The 16,945-nt window shown below is 50.2% G+C and carries 13 protein-coding genes; 5 read left to right on the top strand and 8 right to left on the bottom strand.

Features of this window, described 5'->3' with window-relative positions:
- Positions 1-146: 146 nt before the first annotated feature.
- Positions 147-1,124, bottom strand: coding sequence for a helix-turn-helix transcriptional regulator (locus BZG82_RS14615; RefSeq protein ID WP_077766178.1), 978 nt, complete (start codon positions 1,122-1,124; stop codon positions 147-149).
- Positions 1,125-1,348: 224 nt separating this feature from the next.
- Between BZG82_RS14615 and BZG82_RS14610 the strand changes: the two genes are divergently transcribed.
- A complete protein-coding gene (locus BZG82_RS14610; RefSeq protein WP_077766177.1) occupies positions 1,349-1,984 on the top strand; it encodes a GGDEF domain-containing protein in 636 nt (211 codons plus the stop codon).
- Between the two features lie 216 nt (positions 1,985-2,200).
- Positions 2,201-3,805 carry an ABC-F family ATPase gene (locus tag BZG82_RS14605; protein ID WP_077766176.1) on the top strand — a complete coding sequence of 535 codons (1,605 nt, stop codon included), beginning with the start codon at positions 2,201-2,203 and terminating at the stop codon, positions 3,803-3,805.
- A gap of 74 nt (positions 3,806-3,879) precedes the next feature.
- Here the strand turns inward: BZG82_RS14605 and BZG82_RS14600 are convergent, their stop codons facing one another.
- From BZG82_RS14600 to BZG82_RS14580, 5 genes are read right to left on the bottom strand one after another with little or no spacing between them, the layout of a single operon-like run.
- Complete coding sequence (locus tag BZG82_RS14600) at positions 3,880-4,458, bottom strand: Lcl C-terminal domain-containing protein (protein WP_077481727.1); 579 nt, start codon at positions 4,456-4,458, stop codon at positions 3,880-3,882.
- Entirely contained in the window at positions 4,458-5,921 is a 1,464-nt protein-coding gene (locus BZG82_RS14595; protein ID WP_158076011.1) for an Lcl domain-containing protein, read from the bottom strand. The genes BZG82_RS14600 and BZG82_RS14595 overlap by 1 nt, the downstream gene beginning before the upstream one ends.
- A 43-nt stretch (positions 5,922-5,964) precedes the next feature.
- Entirely contained in the window at positions 5,965-8,241 is a 2,277-nt protein-coding gene (locus BZG82_RS14590) for a proprotein convertase P-domain-containing protein (protein ID WP_077766174.1), read from the bottom strand.
- Positions 8,242-8,250: 9 nt separating this feature from the next.
- Positions 8,251-10,419, bottom strand: coding sequence for a TonB-dependent hemoglobin/transferrin/lactoferrin family receptor (locus BZG82_RS14585; RefSeq protein ID WP_077766173.1), 2,169 nt, complete (start codon positions 10,417-10,419; stop codon positions 8,251-8,253).
- Positions 10,420-10,431: 12 nt separating this feature from the next.
- Positions 10,432-12,480 (bottom strand): prolyl oligopeptidase family serine peptidase, encoded by a 2,049-nt coding sequence (locus BZG82_RS14580; protein WP_077766172.1) that lies wholly within the window; start codon positions 12,478-12,480, stop codon positions 10,432-10,434.
- 161 nt (positions 12,481-12,641) lie between these two features.
- Here BZG82_RS14580 and rrtA point away from each other — a divergent pair, with 161 nt between their 5' ends.
- The 3 genes from rrtA (at position 12,642) to BZG82_RS14565 (ending at position 14,831) form a co-directional block, all read left to right on the top strand.
- A complete protein-coding gene (gene rrtA, locus BZG82_RS14575) occupies positions 12,642-13,259 on the top strand; it encodes a rhombosortase (RefSeq protein ID WP_077766171.1) in 618 nt (205 codons plus the stop codon).
- A 73-nt stretch (positions 13,260-13,332) separates the two neighbouring features.
- Positions 13,333-13,815, top strand: a complete 483-nt coding sequence (locus BZG82_RS14570; protein ID WP_077766170.1) for a DUF2780 domain-containing protein — start codon at positions 13,333-13,335, stop codon at positions 13,813-13,815.
- A gap of 119 nt (positions 13,816-13,934) precedes the next feature.
- Positions 13,935-14,831 (top strand): DMT family transporter, encoded by an 897-nt coding sequence (locus tag BZG82_RS14565; protein ID WP_077766169.1) that lies wholly within the window; start codon positions 13,935-13,937, stop codon positions 14,829-14,831.
- An 81-nt stretch (positions 14,832-14,912) separates the two neighbouring features.
- Here BZG82_RS14565 and BZG82_RS14560 read toward each other — a convergent pair whose 3' ends face one another.
- Entirely contained in the window at positions 14,913-15,893 is a 981-nt protein-coding gene (locus BZG82_RS14560) for a VirK/YbjX family protein (protein WP_131826248.1), read from the bottom strand.
- Positions 15,894-16,063: 170 nt separating this feature from the next.
- Positions 16,064-16,945, bottom strand: an 882-nt coding sequence (locus BZG82_RS14555; protein WP_241837385.1) for a methyl-accepting chemotaxis protein, incomplete at its 5' end; no start/stop codon positions are given.

The following is a 16,945-nucleotide window of genomic DNA, read 5'->3' as shown; positions in this document are numbered from 1 at the left end:
ATAGTTCTCTTTTTGATTATCACTAATATTTAATTTTTCAGCTAATGTTTTTGGCAGTTTCCATTCCGAGACTAATTTGGTGTTCATCGTTTCCTCGATTCTGTTAATACTGAGAATGTCTTCTCTGATAAAATTCAATGCAAGGCTTATTCTTCACAGACAGCGATAGTGTCTTTCATCGCGACGCTCCACACCAACTCTCCAAATCCATCAAGCCAATGGGTGAGTTTTTGTGAGCGGATGACCGTGGCGGTGACTTGATAATGATCGTCGTGCTCAGTCATGGTTTGATCGGAAGACAGTGGCGTTTCTTGTAAATAGTGGCCGGCGCTTTTTTTGATGTTAAAGGTTAGTGAGCAACGCTCGCCTTCTCCAAAGCCAAAGCGGCCGTCGTCATCGTATTTTTTCAGATCAAAATCTGGCGGCGGCGTAAATGGGAATTTAGACGCCTTAGCACGGTTAATGCGGTGAACGGCAATGCTGCGCTCATTGTCGTACCCTTCAAACCGGCATACTAAATATAAGCGTGGGCCCTGTTGCGCGAGGCCAAGTGGATAAACCAGCTGGTCAGTTTTTTGTTGCTGTTTGGCGTTGTAATAATCGAGGGTCAGCGGATAATCGTTGTAGAGTGCGTCAGTAACATTTTTAAAAACCTCGTCACTTATCTTGGGGGGAAGCAACGGCTGGGTCTCACTAACCACACGCACTTTCTTGGTCCAAGCGCGGGCTTTTTTGGCATCCCCCGTAGGGTTCAACTCATAGCGCGCCGCCTCAAACATGGCACTCAGTGATTCGGTTACATTAGCCGGCAGCAAGTTAGTGAGGTAGTTTTCAGCCAGCGATAACAATAACGCCTCTTGCGTAGATAACTTGCCATTGCTGAGCTCTGGGGCATAACGCGATAAACGATACCCGTAAGGCTTGCTAGTATCATCACACTCAGCAAACCCTTCTTCGCACAGCATCTCTAAATTACGTTGAATGGTGCGGATATTGCGATCTATTCCGTCGTCCGCAACCGCTTTTTTCAGCTCGCCTGCGGTTTGCTTTACCCGATCGGAAAGATGGCGCAACAGTAAGAAGGCAAGCCTAAGCGAGTCACTTTTAGCGGGGCGTGTTGTCATAATTGTTTCGATGTCTAATGATGTTCTCACCATTATTTACCTGCCTATTTTCACAAACAAGCCGCGATCGCGGTTCCATTTCATAACTGAGCCTACCATCACAAAAAGGCAAAATGCGTCGCATATAAAACAATCAGTTAAACCGATTTAATCAGACACATTCTGTCGCACCATACCGATAAAGTGGCGTCATACCTTGTTGGGGTGCGTAAAGGAATATAGTCATGAACGATGTGCTAGAACAAGTCAGAACGCTGATAGACGATGACACCAAAACTATTAAACAGCTTCGTTATCAGGTGGGTCAGTGTGAGCAATTGATTACCGCGTTAGAAACCGAGAACCAGCGCTTGGTCGATCAATTAGGCCACCTCGTACAAAAACTCAATACCGATGATATGACAGGGTTGGCGAATCGATACCACCTCGAAAGCAGCTTTAATACACTGTTAAGCCAGCCTCAGTGCCACCAGCTGTCGTTAGTATTTATCGATATGAATAAGCTTAAAGCGGTGAATGACCAATACGGCCACTTGGTAGGCGATCAGGCGATTTGTCACCTCGCCACGCTGCTCGCCGACAATACGCACGAGGGGATCGCAGCACGCTTTGGCGGGGATGAGTTTGCGGTGTTATTGCCCAACATGACGCGCGCGGCTGCCACAGATTGGGCCCAGTCACTACTGACGCAACTCGGGCAGTCACCTATCCTCATTGATCAGCACCCACATTATCTCAGTTTTAGTTTTGGCGTGAGTGACATGCGCGCGGACAATGCCCCTCAATTAACTAGCAGTAAAACCGCGTTAGATCAGTTAATTCGTCAAGCGGATACACGAATGCTCAGTCAAAAAGCCTAACCCGGTATGAATCACAAGGTAAAAGCCATCACAGCATAAGATGATAGCCGCCACTGCCTTGTGATTCTTCACCATAAATCTGTTAATCCCATCACATTTCTGTACAATGCGCGCTCAGTCTTATTTATCTTTACATCCTCCTCGCTAGGCCGTGCATCTCCCGTTTTGAGTATGATGATACGCGCCCTCGTTGAGCATATTCGCTAGGAAACTCTTTTGATTTCAATCGCCAATATCACCATGCAGTTTGGTGCTGAACCGCTATTCGAAAATATCTCTGCCAAATTTGGTAACGGAAACCGCTACGGGTTAATCGGTGCCAATGGCTGTGGCAAATCGACCCTGATGAAAATCATGAGCGGTGCGCTCACACCAAGTGCAGGGAATGTTTCTATCACACCAGGGCAGACGTTGGGCGAGCTGAGCCAAGACCAATTTGCCTACGAACAGTATTCAGTGATTGATACGGTGATGATGGGTGACCGCAAGCTGTGGGAGATCAAGCAAGAGCGAGAGCGCATTTATTCTCTGCCGGAAATGAGCGAAGAAGACGGTATGGCCGTGGCTGAACTAGAAAGCCAGTTTGCAGAAATGGACGGTTACACCGCCGAGAGCCGCGCGGGCGACATTCTGCTACAAGCAGGCATTGCCGAAGAGCTGCATTTTGGCTTGATGTCGCAAGTCGCACCGGGCTGGAAGCTACGCGTGCTGCTCGCGCAAGCGCTGTTCGCCAATCCTGATATTTTGCTGTTGGACGAACCGACCAACAACTTGGATATTCACACCATCAACTGGTTGGCGGGTGAGCTGCAACAGCGCCAGTGCACCATGATTATTATCTCGCACGACCGTCATTTCTTGAACGCCGTATGTACCCACATGGCGGATATTGACTACGGTGAGCTGCGCGTATATCCGGGTAACTATGATGACTTTGTTGCAGCATCTAGCTTGGCACGCGAGCAATTGCTGTCTAGCAACGCCAAAAAAGAAGCCGAGCTGAGTGAGCTGCAAGACTTTGTGAATCGCTTTGGTGCTAATGCCTCTAAAGCCAAGCAAGCCAGTTCACGCGCCAAACGCATGGAAAAGATCCAACTTGATGAAGTCAAAGCATCAAGCCGTGTGCACCCTTACATCCAATTTACCGAAAGCAAAAAGCTCCATCGCCAAGCGGTTGAGTTGAAAGAGCTGGGTCATGGCTTTGAAGATGGCCTGTTATTCGATAACGGTCACCTGCTGCTTGAAGCTGGCTCACGACTGGCTGTGATTGGTGAAAACGGGGTGGGAAAATCAACCCTACTGCGCTGTCTTGTGGGTGAGTTGAGCCACCAGAAAGGCACCATTAAGTGGTCTGAAAATGCCGCGATTGGCTACTGCCCGCAAGATAACAGCGCGGAGTTTGACAACGATCTGACCCTGTTTGAGTGGATGTCACAGTGGCGTACGGCCAAGCATGATGACTTGATCGTACGTGGAATTTTAGGACGTTTGTTGTTTTCAGCGGATGACGTGAATAAAAAAGCGAAAAGCTGCTCTGGTGGTGAGAAAAACCGTCTGATGTTCGGCAAGCTGATGATGCAAGATATTAATGTGATTGTGATGGACGAGCCAACCAACCACATGGATATGGAAGCGATTGAAGCACTTAACAAAGGGCTAGAGCAATTCCCCGGTACTTTGATTTTTGTCAGCCATGATCGCGAATTTGTCTCCTCGCTCGCCACTGACATTATTGAGATTAAAGACCAACAATTGTCGCACTTTAACGGCAGTTACGATGAGTACCTCGCCCATTTAGAAAAAGTACGTGCGGTGGCTTGATCACTTCGGTTATCGATCACCAATAACGACCCATTCGCCCCAGCCACAGTCGATGTCGCTGGGGCGATTTTTTGTTACTGGTCTGTCACCAGCAGTACACTGCCCTCAAGCTGCGTCGGCCCGTAAGCAAAGATCTCCGCGTTACGCACGTCAAACATCAAAATCGTATTATCCGCTTGCACATGGCTATTGCTCCACACATAAGCGCGCACATCACCACTGCCATAGCCTTCTTCTGACGTAGAGTATGGGAATCCGGCGGCAAATGCCTTTGGATTAAGCGCGGGTTTCATACAGGCATGTTCAGCCAAAGACGCTAGCTCTTTAATATTGGGCATGCGCCATTGCGTGTGACCGGCAAATTGATGCAGCGGATGCGCTTGGCTTTGATTGATCGCCTGCACTTCATTAAGTGCGGCTTGCCAATACATTCCGGTGCCCTCGCCACGACACGCCTGTTGTTCGGCTTGCCAGGTTTTACCCAATGGGCAACGCATCCACGTTAATCCGGTAAAGGTGTCCGTTACCGTACCATTATCATCAAAGCTGTAACGAACATTCGGTGCCGTTTTGGTTAAATCAATCGAGCATTCTTGGCCCGCCCATGCGGTTGCAGATGCGAAGATACTGGCGGCAATGATCAGCTTGTTCATTATTTTTCTCCTTGGGCGACAAGACGAATAGGCAGTTGCCATGAGGTGTAGTCAGACTCGACCTGATCGCTATAGATCTCGAGCGATACCGTGGTGCCACGATCACTGCCTCGTGTTTGCGGCAGCTGGATATAGCGCGCACCCGGCGTCGCAAATGCGGTATATTCGGTTAAGAAAGAGGTGGAAGACCACAGCAAGCCGGCATCGTATTCACTGGCAGAGGATTGATGAGGGAAATACTGCGTATCGAGCCCATAAACACGCCCATCGCTGTCGGTTTGTGTCTCGCCGAAATCAATCAGGCTATACAGTTCAATAAAGGTGGGTAAGCGCCATTGATCAATGCCACAGACCTGTTGCTGATTTAGGTACACTTGGTATTGGGCCGTGGTGCAAATACCCTCAGCGTCTTTGCAGCCTGTCGCCTCAATGTCTTTGGCAAACGGTTCGAACTGTCCAGGCACTTGATAGGCAAAAAGGCGATCAACATATCGCGGGGATTGAGGATCCGTGTGTTTGCTCTCCCATACCAGTCCGCTGCGATTATCTTGCACGCAATCCCACGTGGTGGCGCTATCGGGCAAAGGCTGACCCTTACCATCTAGTTTGGTAAAGCTAAACCCACCTTCCGTTGCATCAAACCCATAGTCAGCATCTTGACCGGGGTAATCGACAGGCGCGGTGGCGACATCTCCACTGTCGGAATAATAGCTAACAATGCCGGTATCGTTCACGGGGCGCATTTGAGTCCGTTCATCCAACTCAACCAAAATCGCGTTAAGGTCCGCGTCGCTTGGCGCACCTTTAAGTAAAACATCCGCGTAACGCGCCAATTCGCCGCTTAGTAGCGCTAGCATGCGATTCGCCCGCGAGGGCGTCATCCCTGATATCAGCGATAAAACGTTATTTTCAAGCTGTACAAAGCGGTTATCCGCCCCGTTGCTAGGCAAGTCCGCTTGCGTCGTGACGCCCATCGCCTCGAATTGCTCACGTAAATGAGCAACCGCATCTTGATAGGCATCCCCGGCCGCCATATTGCTGGCGACCAGTGTGCTGATCACATTGATGTCATTGCCGGTAGTCTTACGCACTCCGGGAGCAACAAGGAATGCATTCGCTTGGCGAGGCGCGTCAGCCTGCGCATCCATTCGTTGCGACGATAACGTGGTCACGCCGGTGTCGATTTGCGCGACAATCGGTGAGGATAAAATGGCTTTATCGGCGCTGGTGAGGATAAATGCCCCCTGCTCCGCTTGTGTGGTGGGTTCGTTGGCGTTACAGGCAAAGTCACCATTTAAATCCGCACACACGGTTTCGTTACCGGTGGCATTGGTGGCGCTAATGGTACCAGAGACGCTGTAGGTCGGCGCGATCGAGTCGCTTGCGCTCGTCTCTGATCCAGAACCATTACAGCCTGCCAGTAGCAATGCACTGGCGAGTAGAGAGTAGTTAAATTTCATCATATCTGTCTTTTTAGTAAGGGTGTTAAGGTGATTGAATAACGCGTTATCGGGACTCGCCCTTTCGTGCTCGCCAGCCGCCCCAAAGCAAGCCCACCAGCAGCAGTGGCCATGACAACGCGCCGCCTCCCGAGCTAGCGGTATCGAGCGCATCCTTGGTGCTAAGGTCGGTATCTTGGCAATCGAATCCCGTCACGCGTCCCACTTGCCATGCCAGCAGCTCACCACGGCTGCCTTGGGCATAGTCCGTCACTTCAAGACGCCAATTCCCCGCAAGAGGTTCGCCATCAAAGGCTTGCAAAAGGCCGTCGTGCTGGCTGGTCCAATAGCGCACCAAGTCATCGCTCTGATGGGCGGTATTGGCGTGTAGCGTCACCCGTGTGCCTGCGGGTGAGACGAGAACAACGCGTAAATCTGATGGGCTGGCATGGTTGATATGGACATACACGCCAAGATCGGAGCGAATGGCATTCGTGTCATCGTTAATAATGAAGTTAAAACTTTTGAAGCCATTGTTTTGCGCACCATTACTGGCCACCGATGCATCCGGTAAGGTTGCATTCAGCGTTTGGCACGATTGGGTGAGTTTGGGCAAGCCTTTAATCACCGTCAAACTGTCTTGCCATTGATGGGTTTGCAGCGTGTCATCAAATTGATAGTCAATTTGCGCATCAAGGGTCAGCGGCTGACCGCATTGCGCCGCAAGCGGCAGAGGAATAGAAAACGACTGAGCCTGGCTGAGTGTTTGATTAATGGACGTGGGCGCTCCACCTTCCACTTTAATGTCACCGCGAACTTTGGCTGTCCGCCCTTGTGGTGTTAAGCGTGTGTGGATAGCCGCGGTATCGGCAACATAACGCTGGCTTGTCTCAAAGCGAAACGGTGCTTTGAGCAAACCGTGTTGTTCAAAGTTCGCTTTCAACAAGGCTGCATAGTCGCGTGATGGATAATAGGTTTTAGCCACATAGAGCATGCTTTCTGCCAGATCGTGCATTTTCATGCCCCGGCCTAGCCCAAACATCGACTCCAGCACCAAGGTATCCATCTCTTTAAAAGCGGGTTCACCATACAGTGCGACCGCTTGCTTGAGGGTTTGGAACAAAGGCGTCGACCAAAGCTCATCTCCCAATTCACCACCGACATTTTCGTGCGCGCGGTATTCACTGCTCTCAAAATAGCGCGCTTTTTGATTCCATAAACTGCGCGTACCTTGCTTAAAGCCAAAATAACCATCCCAGTTAAAGACGGTATCAATCTCGAAGTCATCACCTTGTTGATACAAGGTGTGATAGCTGGCAGAGCCCGCCCAATAGTCAGCAAATCCCTCGCCCAAGGCGCCCGTGTGGCCATACGCCCAGTCGGGCAAAATATGGTAGTGAATACCGTGGGCCAGTTCATGGACCACGACATCGGCATCGAGTGTATCGGGCGAGCCCGACGCCCCAAACATCACCGCGTTAGGACCCACATAGTAAGACGAGTTGTTCGAACTTAAGGCGTGAGCATCGAAGCGAACCGGACCGTCAAATAATGAATACCCTAACGAGGACACATATTGCAGGGACTTATCCAAATGATAAAACGCCATCATTTGTGCAAAGTTTTGACTATCAAAAGGCAACGCTGTGAGCGACGCATGGCTTGCAAACTGTGTGACACCGTCAGGATTTAAAAACGAGACACTGTCACTTTTCTGCCATTGTCCAGACTCAGGGTTTTTGTCTTCAAAGGCGATGGCATCAACAGCTTGGACTCTGGGGTTACTCAAGTAGAGGGTGCCGCCCACATCCAATAAAGAGACATCACGCATAACAAAGCGTGGCGCGTGGGGATAATCCGCCAACGTTGTCCAGAGCGTCTCGGGGGCGGGCTGTTTATCCATACTACGCAGATCCGGATCAACCACATTGACGGTGCGCGTCACTAACTCTCCGTCTGATAGCGCTGGCGGCGCATCCGCGATCAGGCGACGCGGGATCTCAATCGCCGCCTCTTTCACTGCCTCACCCTGTCGGATCATGGTGTCGGTTAGACTTTTATACACCCGAGTGACCAAGCCCTGTTTATCGGTATGTAGCACCAATGTGCGCTGCGGCTGATACTCGCCACCACGATAAATATCAAAGTTATACTGACGACCAAGCAAACTGCTGGTTTGGTAGCGCAACGACAGATCTCCCACCGACGGATAATGCGTGCGCAAATATTGCTGTGCTTGAGTGGCATCACTTGCTTGATTATTGCCCGCAGGGTAATCCCATTCCCCTGCCATGACATTGGTACTGGCAAGTGCCAACGCCACAAGACTGATCGCTGATTTCATGGTTCTTCCTTAAAACGCATAACGTGCATTGAGGGTGAAGTAACGACCAGGCTCGGTCGAAAAACGGGTTTGTGACTCGGAAATACCGGCAACGTCTTGATAACGAATATATTCGCGGTCTAACACGTTATAGACATTGAGATTGATAGAAGCTTGCGACGAGAACTGATAGCCCAAGCCAAGGTCAACGCTCGCCCAGCCAGACGTCTGAGCACACTCAGTGCGGGTGCCTAACTCGGTGTAGCACATGGGCGTGCGGGTCATCTGATCTGCCCAGTTCAAACGGGTATAACCGTTAAACGATTGGTTATCGAAGTGAAGCGACAGACTGCCTTCGAGGGGAGCTAAATTGCGAACATACTCGTCATTGTCGTCTTTGCCGGAAATCCAGCCAATCTGACTTTTCGCTTGCCATTGTTCGGTAAATGCATAGGCCGCAGACGCCTCAACGCCATACGTTTTTACACCATCAAGGTTTTCATAACGCTTCTCAAACAAACCAGTTTCTGCGTTGAAGCCCTTATCGGCAATATCAATAAAATGGCTAAACCGGTTGTAATACGCCGCGGTATACAAACGCAGCTTGCCGTCATCATATTTGGCCCCGAGCTCAAAACTATCGCTGGTTTCCGCGTCAAGAGACGGATTGGGCAGCACCACAAATGGCGTCACCGGCACAGAGGCATGGTTGGAGTAGCCATAGCTTTTGTCATATTCAGGCGCTCGATAACCATGCTTATAACTGAGGTAGGTATTGAACGCTGGCGTCCAGTGATAAGCCACCGAAGCACTGGGAGATAACGCTGCACTGTTATTATCCGCCACACTCGCCATGCCAATGGCTTGGGGATCGTCTGCACTTAATCGGTACGCATCAGCACGTAGGCCCAGCATCACACGCCACTGCCCGATGCTCATTGCATCTTGTGCATAAACACCTAACGCATAACTCCGTGCTGGCACGAACGGTTGCGTATCACCCACTGTTACGCCGTTCCAATCGAGAGTCGTTTTCGTCACAGGACGTTCATGGTAAGCCGTTTCTAACACACCACCGTAAACCAGCGTATGCACCACGTCGCCGCTGATTTTCTCAGCGTTGGCGTCTACCGACCAACCGATTGACTGGTCTTGAAAACGGCGATCATCCAGCACCCGACGTTGCTCATTGATCCCCATGTTCCAGCGAGTCATCAAACGGTTCGTGTTCTGGGTAAAATCGGTATTTCGGTAATAGAGCTTGGTGTTGAGAGTTTCTAACCAAGGCTGCTGGGCGTGATATTCACTGCCAAACCACAATTGCGTGGTTTCGATTTGTTCGGCTTGATCAAAGGTTTTGATATCCCACTTACCGTCAGGTTGAATCGATGCTGTGCCTTCTTGTCGCGATGCGTCTTCGCGGTAGAGCTTGGCTCGAGCACTTAGCTTCCAGCGATCGGAGACATAATGATCCAGACGCAACGACGCACTGCCACCATCCAAAGTGCGGTTATACAAATCTTGCTGATAATTACGGGTTTCTTCCCCTTCCCAATAGCTCACATCGAGCAACGCACTGGTATCACCATGACGGAGTGCGAGACGACTGCCGACTCGGCCTTTATCACTGAGCTCGCTATAGGTAACTTGCGCGTCGGCGTACAGATCCTTGTTGCGGAGGAGATCGTCAGCGGACAGCGATGTCACGATCACGGCGCCGCCTAATGCACCTGACCCGTAACTGGTTGAGCTAGCGCCTTTCACCACTTGGATTTGCTTGGCGCTCGCAATATCAAAGGAATTACGCCCTGCTTTATCATTCAAGTCAGCCGCCCCGAACCCATCCGCGACTGGGACGCCATCTTCCACAATCAAGATACGGTTACCGGACATCCCGCGAATAGTGATGTTTTGAGGGCGACCCGCTCCGCCTGTCACACTGACACCCGGTTCGTTTGTCAGTGCATCATAGAGCTCGGTGGCGCCTTTTTTTTGGATATCTTCGCCGCGGTAAATCGCGACCGAACCCGCTGTATCTGACGGTAATTCAGCAAATTTATTGGCCGTGACGACTACCGTCTCGACGTGGCGATTGGTCGCATCACCAGCGGTATTCTCCTCGGTGTTGGCAGAATTGGCGTGCACGGTGCCAGTAGCTAGTGCTGTCACCACTGCCACAGAGACAGAAGACAATTTCATTTAATACTCCGGTTAGTTCACACGCTTCAGTTGGTGTAAGAGAAAGGCATAGTCGGTTGCTTGTTGCGCCAGCCCATGGCGCGCATCAGCTTGGTGGCCACGGGAAAAATCCGTCAACAACAAATAAGGGCCCGTTCGGGTGCTGGTTGCGGCTAAATGCGAAAGGTATTGCGCCCCTTCCCAAAAAGGAACCCGCTTATCGTCCCAGCCGACACGCACCAGCATAGGGGGATAAGGGTTTTGCTGGATGTTGCGCAAAGGATCATAGCCTTGCATGACCTCGCGCTGATCGCTCTGCGCGGGATTGCCCCATTCTTGGTATTGCTGTGCGGTTAACGGCAACGCCGGATTAGACATACTGCCCAGCACATCGACAAACGGAACATTGAGGCTAGCGGCGGCAAACGCTGCGGGCGCTTGGTTAAGTGCCGCGGCAACCAAGGTACCACCAGCGCTAGAGCCCACAGCCGCGACTGCACGTTGTCCATCTTGATAGCGGCCCATCGCTGTGGCGACATCAATAAAATCTTGGATGCCATGCTTTTTATTCATCCCGCTGCCCGCTTGGTGCCATGTTGCACCGTAATAGCCTCCGCCACGCACATGCGCAATCGCATAGATGACGCCTCTGTCCATTAGCGAGACGGTTTGCGGCATAAAATACGGCTTCATGGTAAAGCCATACGCGCCATATCCATAAAGCACGATTGGCGATGACGGGGTCAGCGCATCTTTACGATATGCCAAGGTGACAGGAATGCGATGCGGTCCAACGTACAAACGTTCAGAGTGATAGCGAGACGCGTCAAAGTCGGGGTAATGATCGGCGCTGACTTCACGACGCGTGCCGGATTTAAGATCCAGCGCTTCCCATCGTGGTGGCTGTACGAGCGACATACTGCGAATAAACAACTGATTGCTCGCATAGTCGCCTCCGCGCGCAAACCAAGCGACCTGCCCTTGTGCCGCCAAAGGCTCCTCAACGACGCGCTCTCCGTTCCCATTGAGTAAGACAAACCACTGTTCACCCTCTTGCTGTTGGGTGAGGACAATGCCATCTTCGAAGAGGTAAAACGTGTTTAATTCAGCGCCCAACTTGGGGGCATAAATGACTTGCCAATCGTTCGGCGTCGCGACGGCAGCACGATAAAACTGCTTGGTTCCTTGGTGGTTGCTCAGCATCCAAAACGCATCATCGGTCTTATCGAGGTAGTATTCGACATTGGGTTGGCGCGCTTTGAGCGGTGCAGACAGGCTGCCATCATTCAGACGGAGCAGACGCTGTTCGGTCGACGATTCATTGTTGACTTGCACAATGGCCGTATCTGTGTGGCTAGCACGGTATACCGACAACAACCACGCAGGATCGACTTCTTCATACACCAGGCTATCGCCACCGATGGTGCCTATTTCATGGCGGAACAATTGATATGGGCGTGCAGTTTCCGCGTCTTTACCGACATAGTAGAGCTGCTGATTATCCGGCGACCAAATGACAGACGCATCAGCCTCGGTGGCAATAATATCGGTTTGCCCAGATTGACGATTGATCAGCACAATGCGGTAGTCTTCCTCACCGTGAATATCCTCGGCAATGGCGAGCCATTGTCCATTGGGACTTAACGACCAACTTCCCAGCTGGTAATACGCATGCTCAGCAGCTCGCGCCTCAATGTTGAGCAATGTCGACCCTTTTTCGCTGCCTGCTTCTTTTTCGCGAACGGCTCCTTGTTCACTGACGGCTTTGCGCATACGCAGCACGCGCTCACCATTAACCCGTGTTTGCAAAAATTCGCGACCATCGCGCGTTAACCAAGGTGTGGAGCCAGTTTTCGGTGTGCGCTGCCATTCATTCAACAACTCATCGCGAAGCGATTGACTCGCCATCAGAGACTGTTGTGCATGCTGATTTTGGCGTTCCAGATATGACCGAATTTTATCCTGTTGATGGGTCACATCTTGCAGCCACGAAAATGACGACAACGTATTCGTTTCATCGTCGCTATGGCTCAATGGCGACACAAACAAAAGCCCGATTAACAGCGTATTCACTAACTTCATGTTATAAAAACATTAAATTGGGGTAAGTTCAGGGCGCGCATCATAGATGCAAATACGATTGAGATCAATTATCATTTGTAACGTTATTTGAGGCAGATCTCATTCAGTCATATTGACTGCAATAACGCGTTGTTATTCAAGCTGTAACGAGATAAAAGGCAATGATGAAGCGAAAACGACCTATCACCCTACACGTGCCAACTCAACCACTTGGATTGCTGATAATCGTCGCACTCGTGTGTGTGGGTGTTCATTATTCGTCACTTGCTGAGACGTGGGTGTGGCAGCGCAGTGCACTGGCTTCAGGCCAAGCGTGGCGCGTGATGACGGGTAATTTTATTCATCACAACCTCTTCCATCTGCTGACCAACATGACCGGATTAGGCGTATTCGGCCTGATGTTTTATCGCCATATCGGCGCCGGTACGCTAGCGTCGCTGATCTTGTGGCTTGCGTGTGTGGTTGGTCTGGTGATGTGGTGGAGTCCCTATCAGCAGTATATGGGTCTATCCGGGGTGTTGTATGGATTATTTATGTATGGAGGAATAAGCACTATTCACACCCCTAGCGGGAAATGGATTGCCTTAATCACCAGCGTAAAGTGTGTGGGAGATGCGCTATTGGGCCAATCCCTGCCCATGCGTGCCGCGTTAGGTATCGATATTGCTCACCTCGCTCATGGTGGAGGAATCGTCGGAGCGCTGGCCTTTTTTGCCATCAAACAGCGAATCCAACGTCGAACCATATCATCTAAAAACACCGACCTTGCACTGTCTTAGTGGTCGGCGACTTTCATTCACCGCCATTTACCGCTATACCTACATCACTCTCGGTTGATAATAGGTGCCTTCTATGAAAGCGACACTGCCAGTACTCACGCTTGCTGCCATATTAATCTCTCCCGCCAGTCAGGCGTTTTTTGGTCAAGGTAATACCACCACGGATGTGATGACCCAAATGGCGACCCAATTTGCGGACGACCAGGCCAGTGAATCGCCGCTTGTACAAGCAATTACCGAGCAAGTGGATGTTAGCCCCACGCAAGCCGCAGGCGGCGCAAGTGCCCTGCTAGCGATGGCGGCGAATCAGCTCACTGGTAACCAGCAGCAAGAGCTGGCAAGTCTGCGTCCTGATTTATCCTCCCTTTCATCATTACTGGGTGACAGTGGCATTGGCGATAACATTGGTTCGCTCGAGAGTTTATATAACGTGGCTGACACACTCGGCATTGATGCGGCCACCTTGCAACAATTTGTACCGATTGTACTCGAGTATTTAGGCCAACAAGGCGCCAGTGAGGGTTTACTGAGCGCGCTAACAGGGCTTTGGCCTTAGCACTCGTTTTAACGTTTTTATTAACGCGCGGCGCTTAACCGCGCGTTAGTGCGTTCTCTCAAGCAAAACGGATCGAGACACGTTATCATAGCGGCCTTGTTGTTTTAGCCGGTGTGATTATGCCTGCCTTTTCATTGTCCGCGATCCCGATTGGGATCCGCTTTATGCTCCTTTCCGCGTTCGGCTTCGCGGTCATGTCCGCCTGTGTTAAATATGTCAGCCTACATGGTATCCCGCTTTTTGAGATTGTCGCTGCACGGGCGTTGGTGTCGCTTATCATCAGCTACACAGATGTCAAACGGAAAGGCTTGTCGCCCTTTGGCAATAATAAACCGCTACTGTTGCTGCGCGGCGTATTAGGGACCGCCGCACTTATGTGCGTGTATTACGCCGTTACCACCCTACCGCTCGCCGAAGCCACTGTATTGCAATACATGCACCCCGTTTTTACTGCGGTACTTGGATTGATCGTGCTGAAAGAGCGATTACAAGGCGCCACCTTAGTATCCATTGCCCTGTGTTTGGGCGGCCTCTATCTGATGGTTCAACCCAACCTCAATACATCGATCGATAGCGCACTTCCGCCCTTTAGTGTCGCTATCGCATTACTGGGGGCCTTGGGAAGTTCGGTCGCTTACGTGATTGTACGAAAGCTCAGTCGCAGCGAAGACAGCTCGGTAATCATCCTATACTTCCCGATGGTTGCCTTGCCGGTCTCAATGGTGTTGATGTGGTCAGACTTTGTGATGCCAAGTTTGCCGCTCACATTCTTATTGGTGTTAGTAGGCGTGTTTACTCAAATCGGCCAGTATGGACTCACCAAAGCCATGCAAACACAGCAAGCTGGCGAAGCGTCAGCCTATGCGTATGTGCAAATCGTGTTTTCTACTTTAATTGGGATAGCGGTTTTTCAAGAACTGCCGTCCATATGGACGTATCTCGGTGGTGGGCTGATTGTGGCGGGCGCATTGTTCAATGCCTTGGGACACCGACTCTTCCGGCGACGTTTGGTGTAGCTCGCGCGTCGCGAGTTTTGTGAGTGACGCGCAAAATGGCCTCATAAGAGGCCATTTTGCTGTTCTTATTGCTTTTGCTGTTCAGGCAACGTGATGCATTTCTGCACGCGTTTCCGTCAGCGCGTTGATCGCCAAGCGTAAATCTTGCTCTAGGGTATGCAACCAAGCATATCGCTTGGTGTATAAACGTCGTTTACTGCCACTAAGCTGGGTAACATCTTTACGTATTGGCAGCATCGGCAAGGTATACATATATCGATTCAGTGGCATGCCATCATATTCACGCCAAAGCTCATCATAATCAAACGTCACCACATTCCGCTTAGAAGTGATGTAACGAATCGCTTTATAAATATGGCCTTTATTAGACACCGCGTAGCAGCGCTCGGCACCCATGATACGGCCCAGCATCAGCACCAGCTCTAACATCAAAGCTTTGGTTCGCAATCCATGCGCCGTTTTCGTCAACATTTTAATGATCTGATGACGGTCAGGTACGCTATCACTCGGACCTTGCAAGGCACCGATATAGATTTCTCGCCCCTCACGGTTAAAGTGGAACGAAATACTGTACACGCCTTGCTTGCTCTCCACGTCATACAAGGACAAACCCAGCGCCCCTTCGCGAATTGCACCACGATAAAAGCGCACGCCATATTGACGTCCATTATTGGCAGTAAAGCTGACAAGAGGCAGACCCGCGACTGAGAAAATGGTGCTGCAATGACGGCCAAAGGTATTTGCCATAAAACGATAATGGTCATGCAGCATTGCAACCCGCTCAGACATGCTCAGTGAGACATTGAGGTACGGTTTGAGCGGTTTAGTGATCACTTCTGGATAGTCAGCCAATACCGGCGCCAAATACGGCTCGTTAAAAATCTCAATCATGCGTTCCAAGATGGTTGGAAATGCCGAACCCAACGCGCAAAAACGCCAGTTTTTACTTACTACACGCCATCCTTTGCTGTTCGGATAAATTCTTTCAGCCCACTCCACAAGACTCATTCGATGCTGTTTACTGATATTCATCACGGCCAAACCCACTTCATTTTGTTGCATAAAACGCGTTAAAGAGGGTTGACTATAATCAGCAAATCAAAAAAAGGCTGTCGTGAGAATGTACGAGAGTGTCAGTGTTTGTCGGTGTCTATCAGAATTGCGTGGACGTTTTTGCGGTGGTAATGAAAGAGCGGATTGCCAAGCTCAACAATCCGCTAACAACTCTCTAATTATGTGCGGATATGTTTGATGGCACTGCTGAGTGAGTCAACATTATCTTTTAGAWCGGAGACAATCGGACCCAATTGATCAATCGCTTCATTCATATCACCTGAAAGCGTCTTGATATTCGCGAGATTGCTAGAGATCTCGTCACTCACCGACAGTTGCTCTTCAGTAGCAGAAGCAATGGAAGAGTTAAGGCGGTGAATCTCGGCTGCGGATTCTTTTATGGTACCTAGCGCCTCATTAGCCGTTGTCATATTGTCACGCGTGGATGCGATTTTTTCAGCGTTAACACGAATGGTTTGGGTTGATTGCTCGGCTTTACCCTGCAAACTTCCAATCATGTCTTCAATTTCACCTGCCGATTTTTGCGTGCGTTGCGCCAGTGATCGCACTTCATCTGCCACCACCGCAAAACCGCGGCCTTGGTCACCTGCACGTGCCGCCTCGATAGCCGCATTAAGCGCCAATAGATTWGTTTGCTCGGCRATRTCYTTGATCACATCCARYACATTACCSACATTGGTMGATTCATCCGCCAATTCTTGAATGACTTCAGATGTTTTGGTGAACTCAGTTTCCAAACTCCCAAACTCAAGTGTCGTTCTATCAAAGATTTCTTTACTGGTGGTCGTCTCTTTTTCTGTGCTTCCTGCGTATTTTTCAGCCATAGATGTATTTTCAGTCACTGTTGCCAATGCTGATGTCATCTCTTCCATTGCTGTAGCCGCCATTTCTAGTTCTTGGTTTTGTTGATTAGATACTTTGGCATTTTTGTCGGTAATATTAACCAAACTTTCTGTAATCTGTGAAATCATATGATTCACATTATTAATTTTTTCAATCGTTGAAGAATAACTAACAATAACTTTATTAACAGTACTACC

The organism is Salinivibrio sp. PR5 (assembly GCF_001996085.1).
Classification (GTDB): domain Bacteria; phylum Pseudomonadota; class Gammaproteobacteria; order Enterobacterales; family Vibrionaceae; genus Salinivibrio; species Salinivibrio proteolyticus.
The sequence above is the reverse complement of the archived record's forward strand: the minus strand, read 5'-3'. Positions and strand labels throughout refer to the sequence as shown.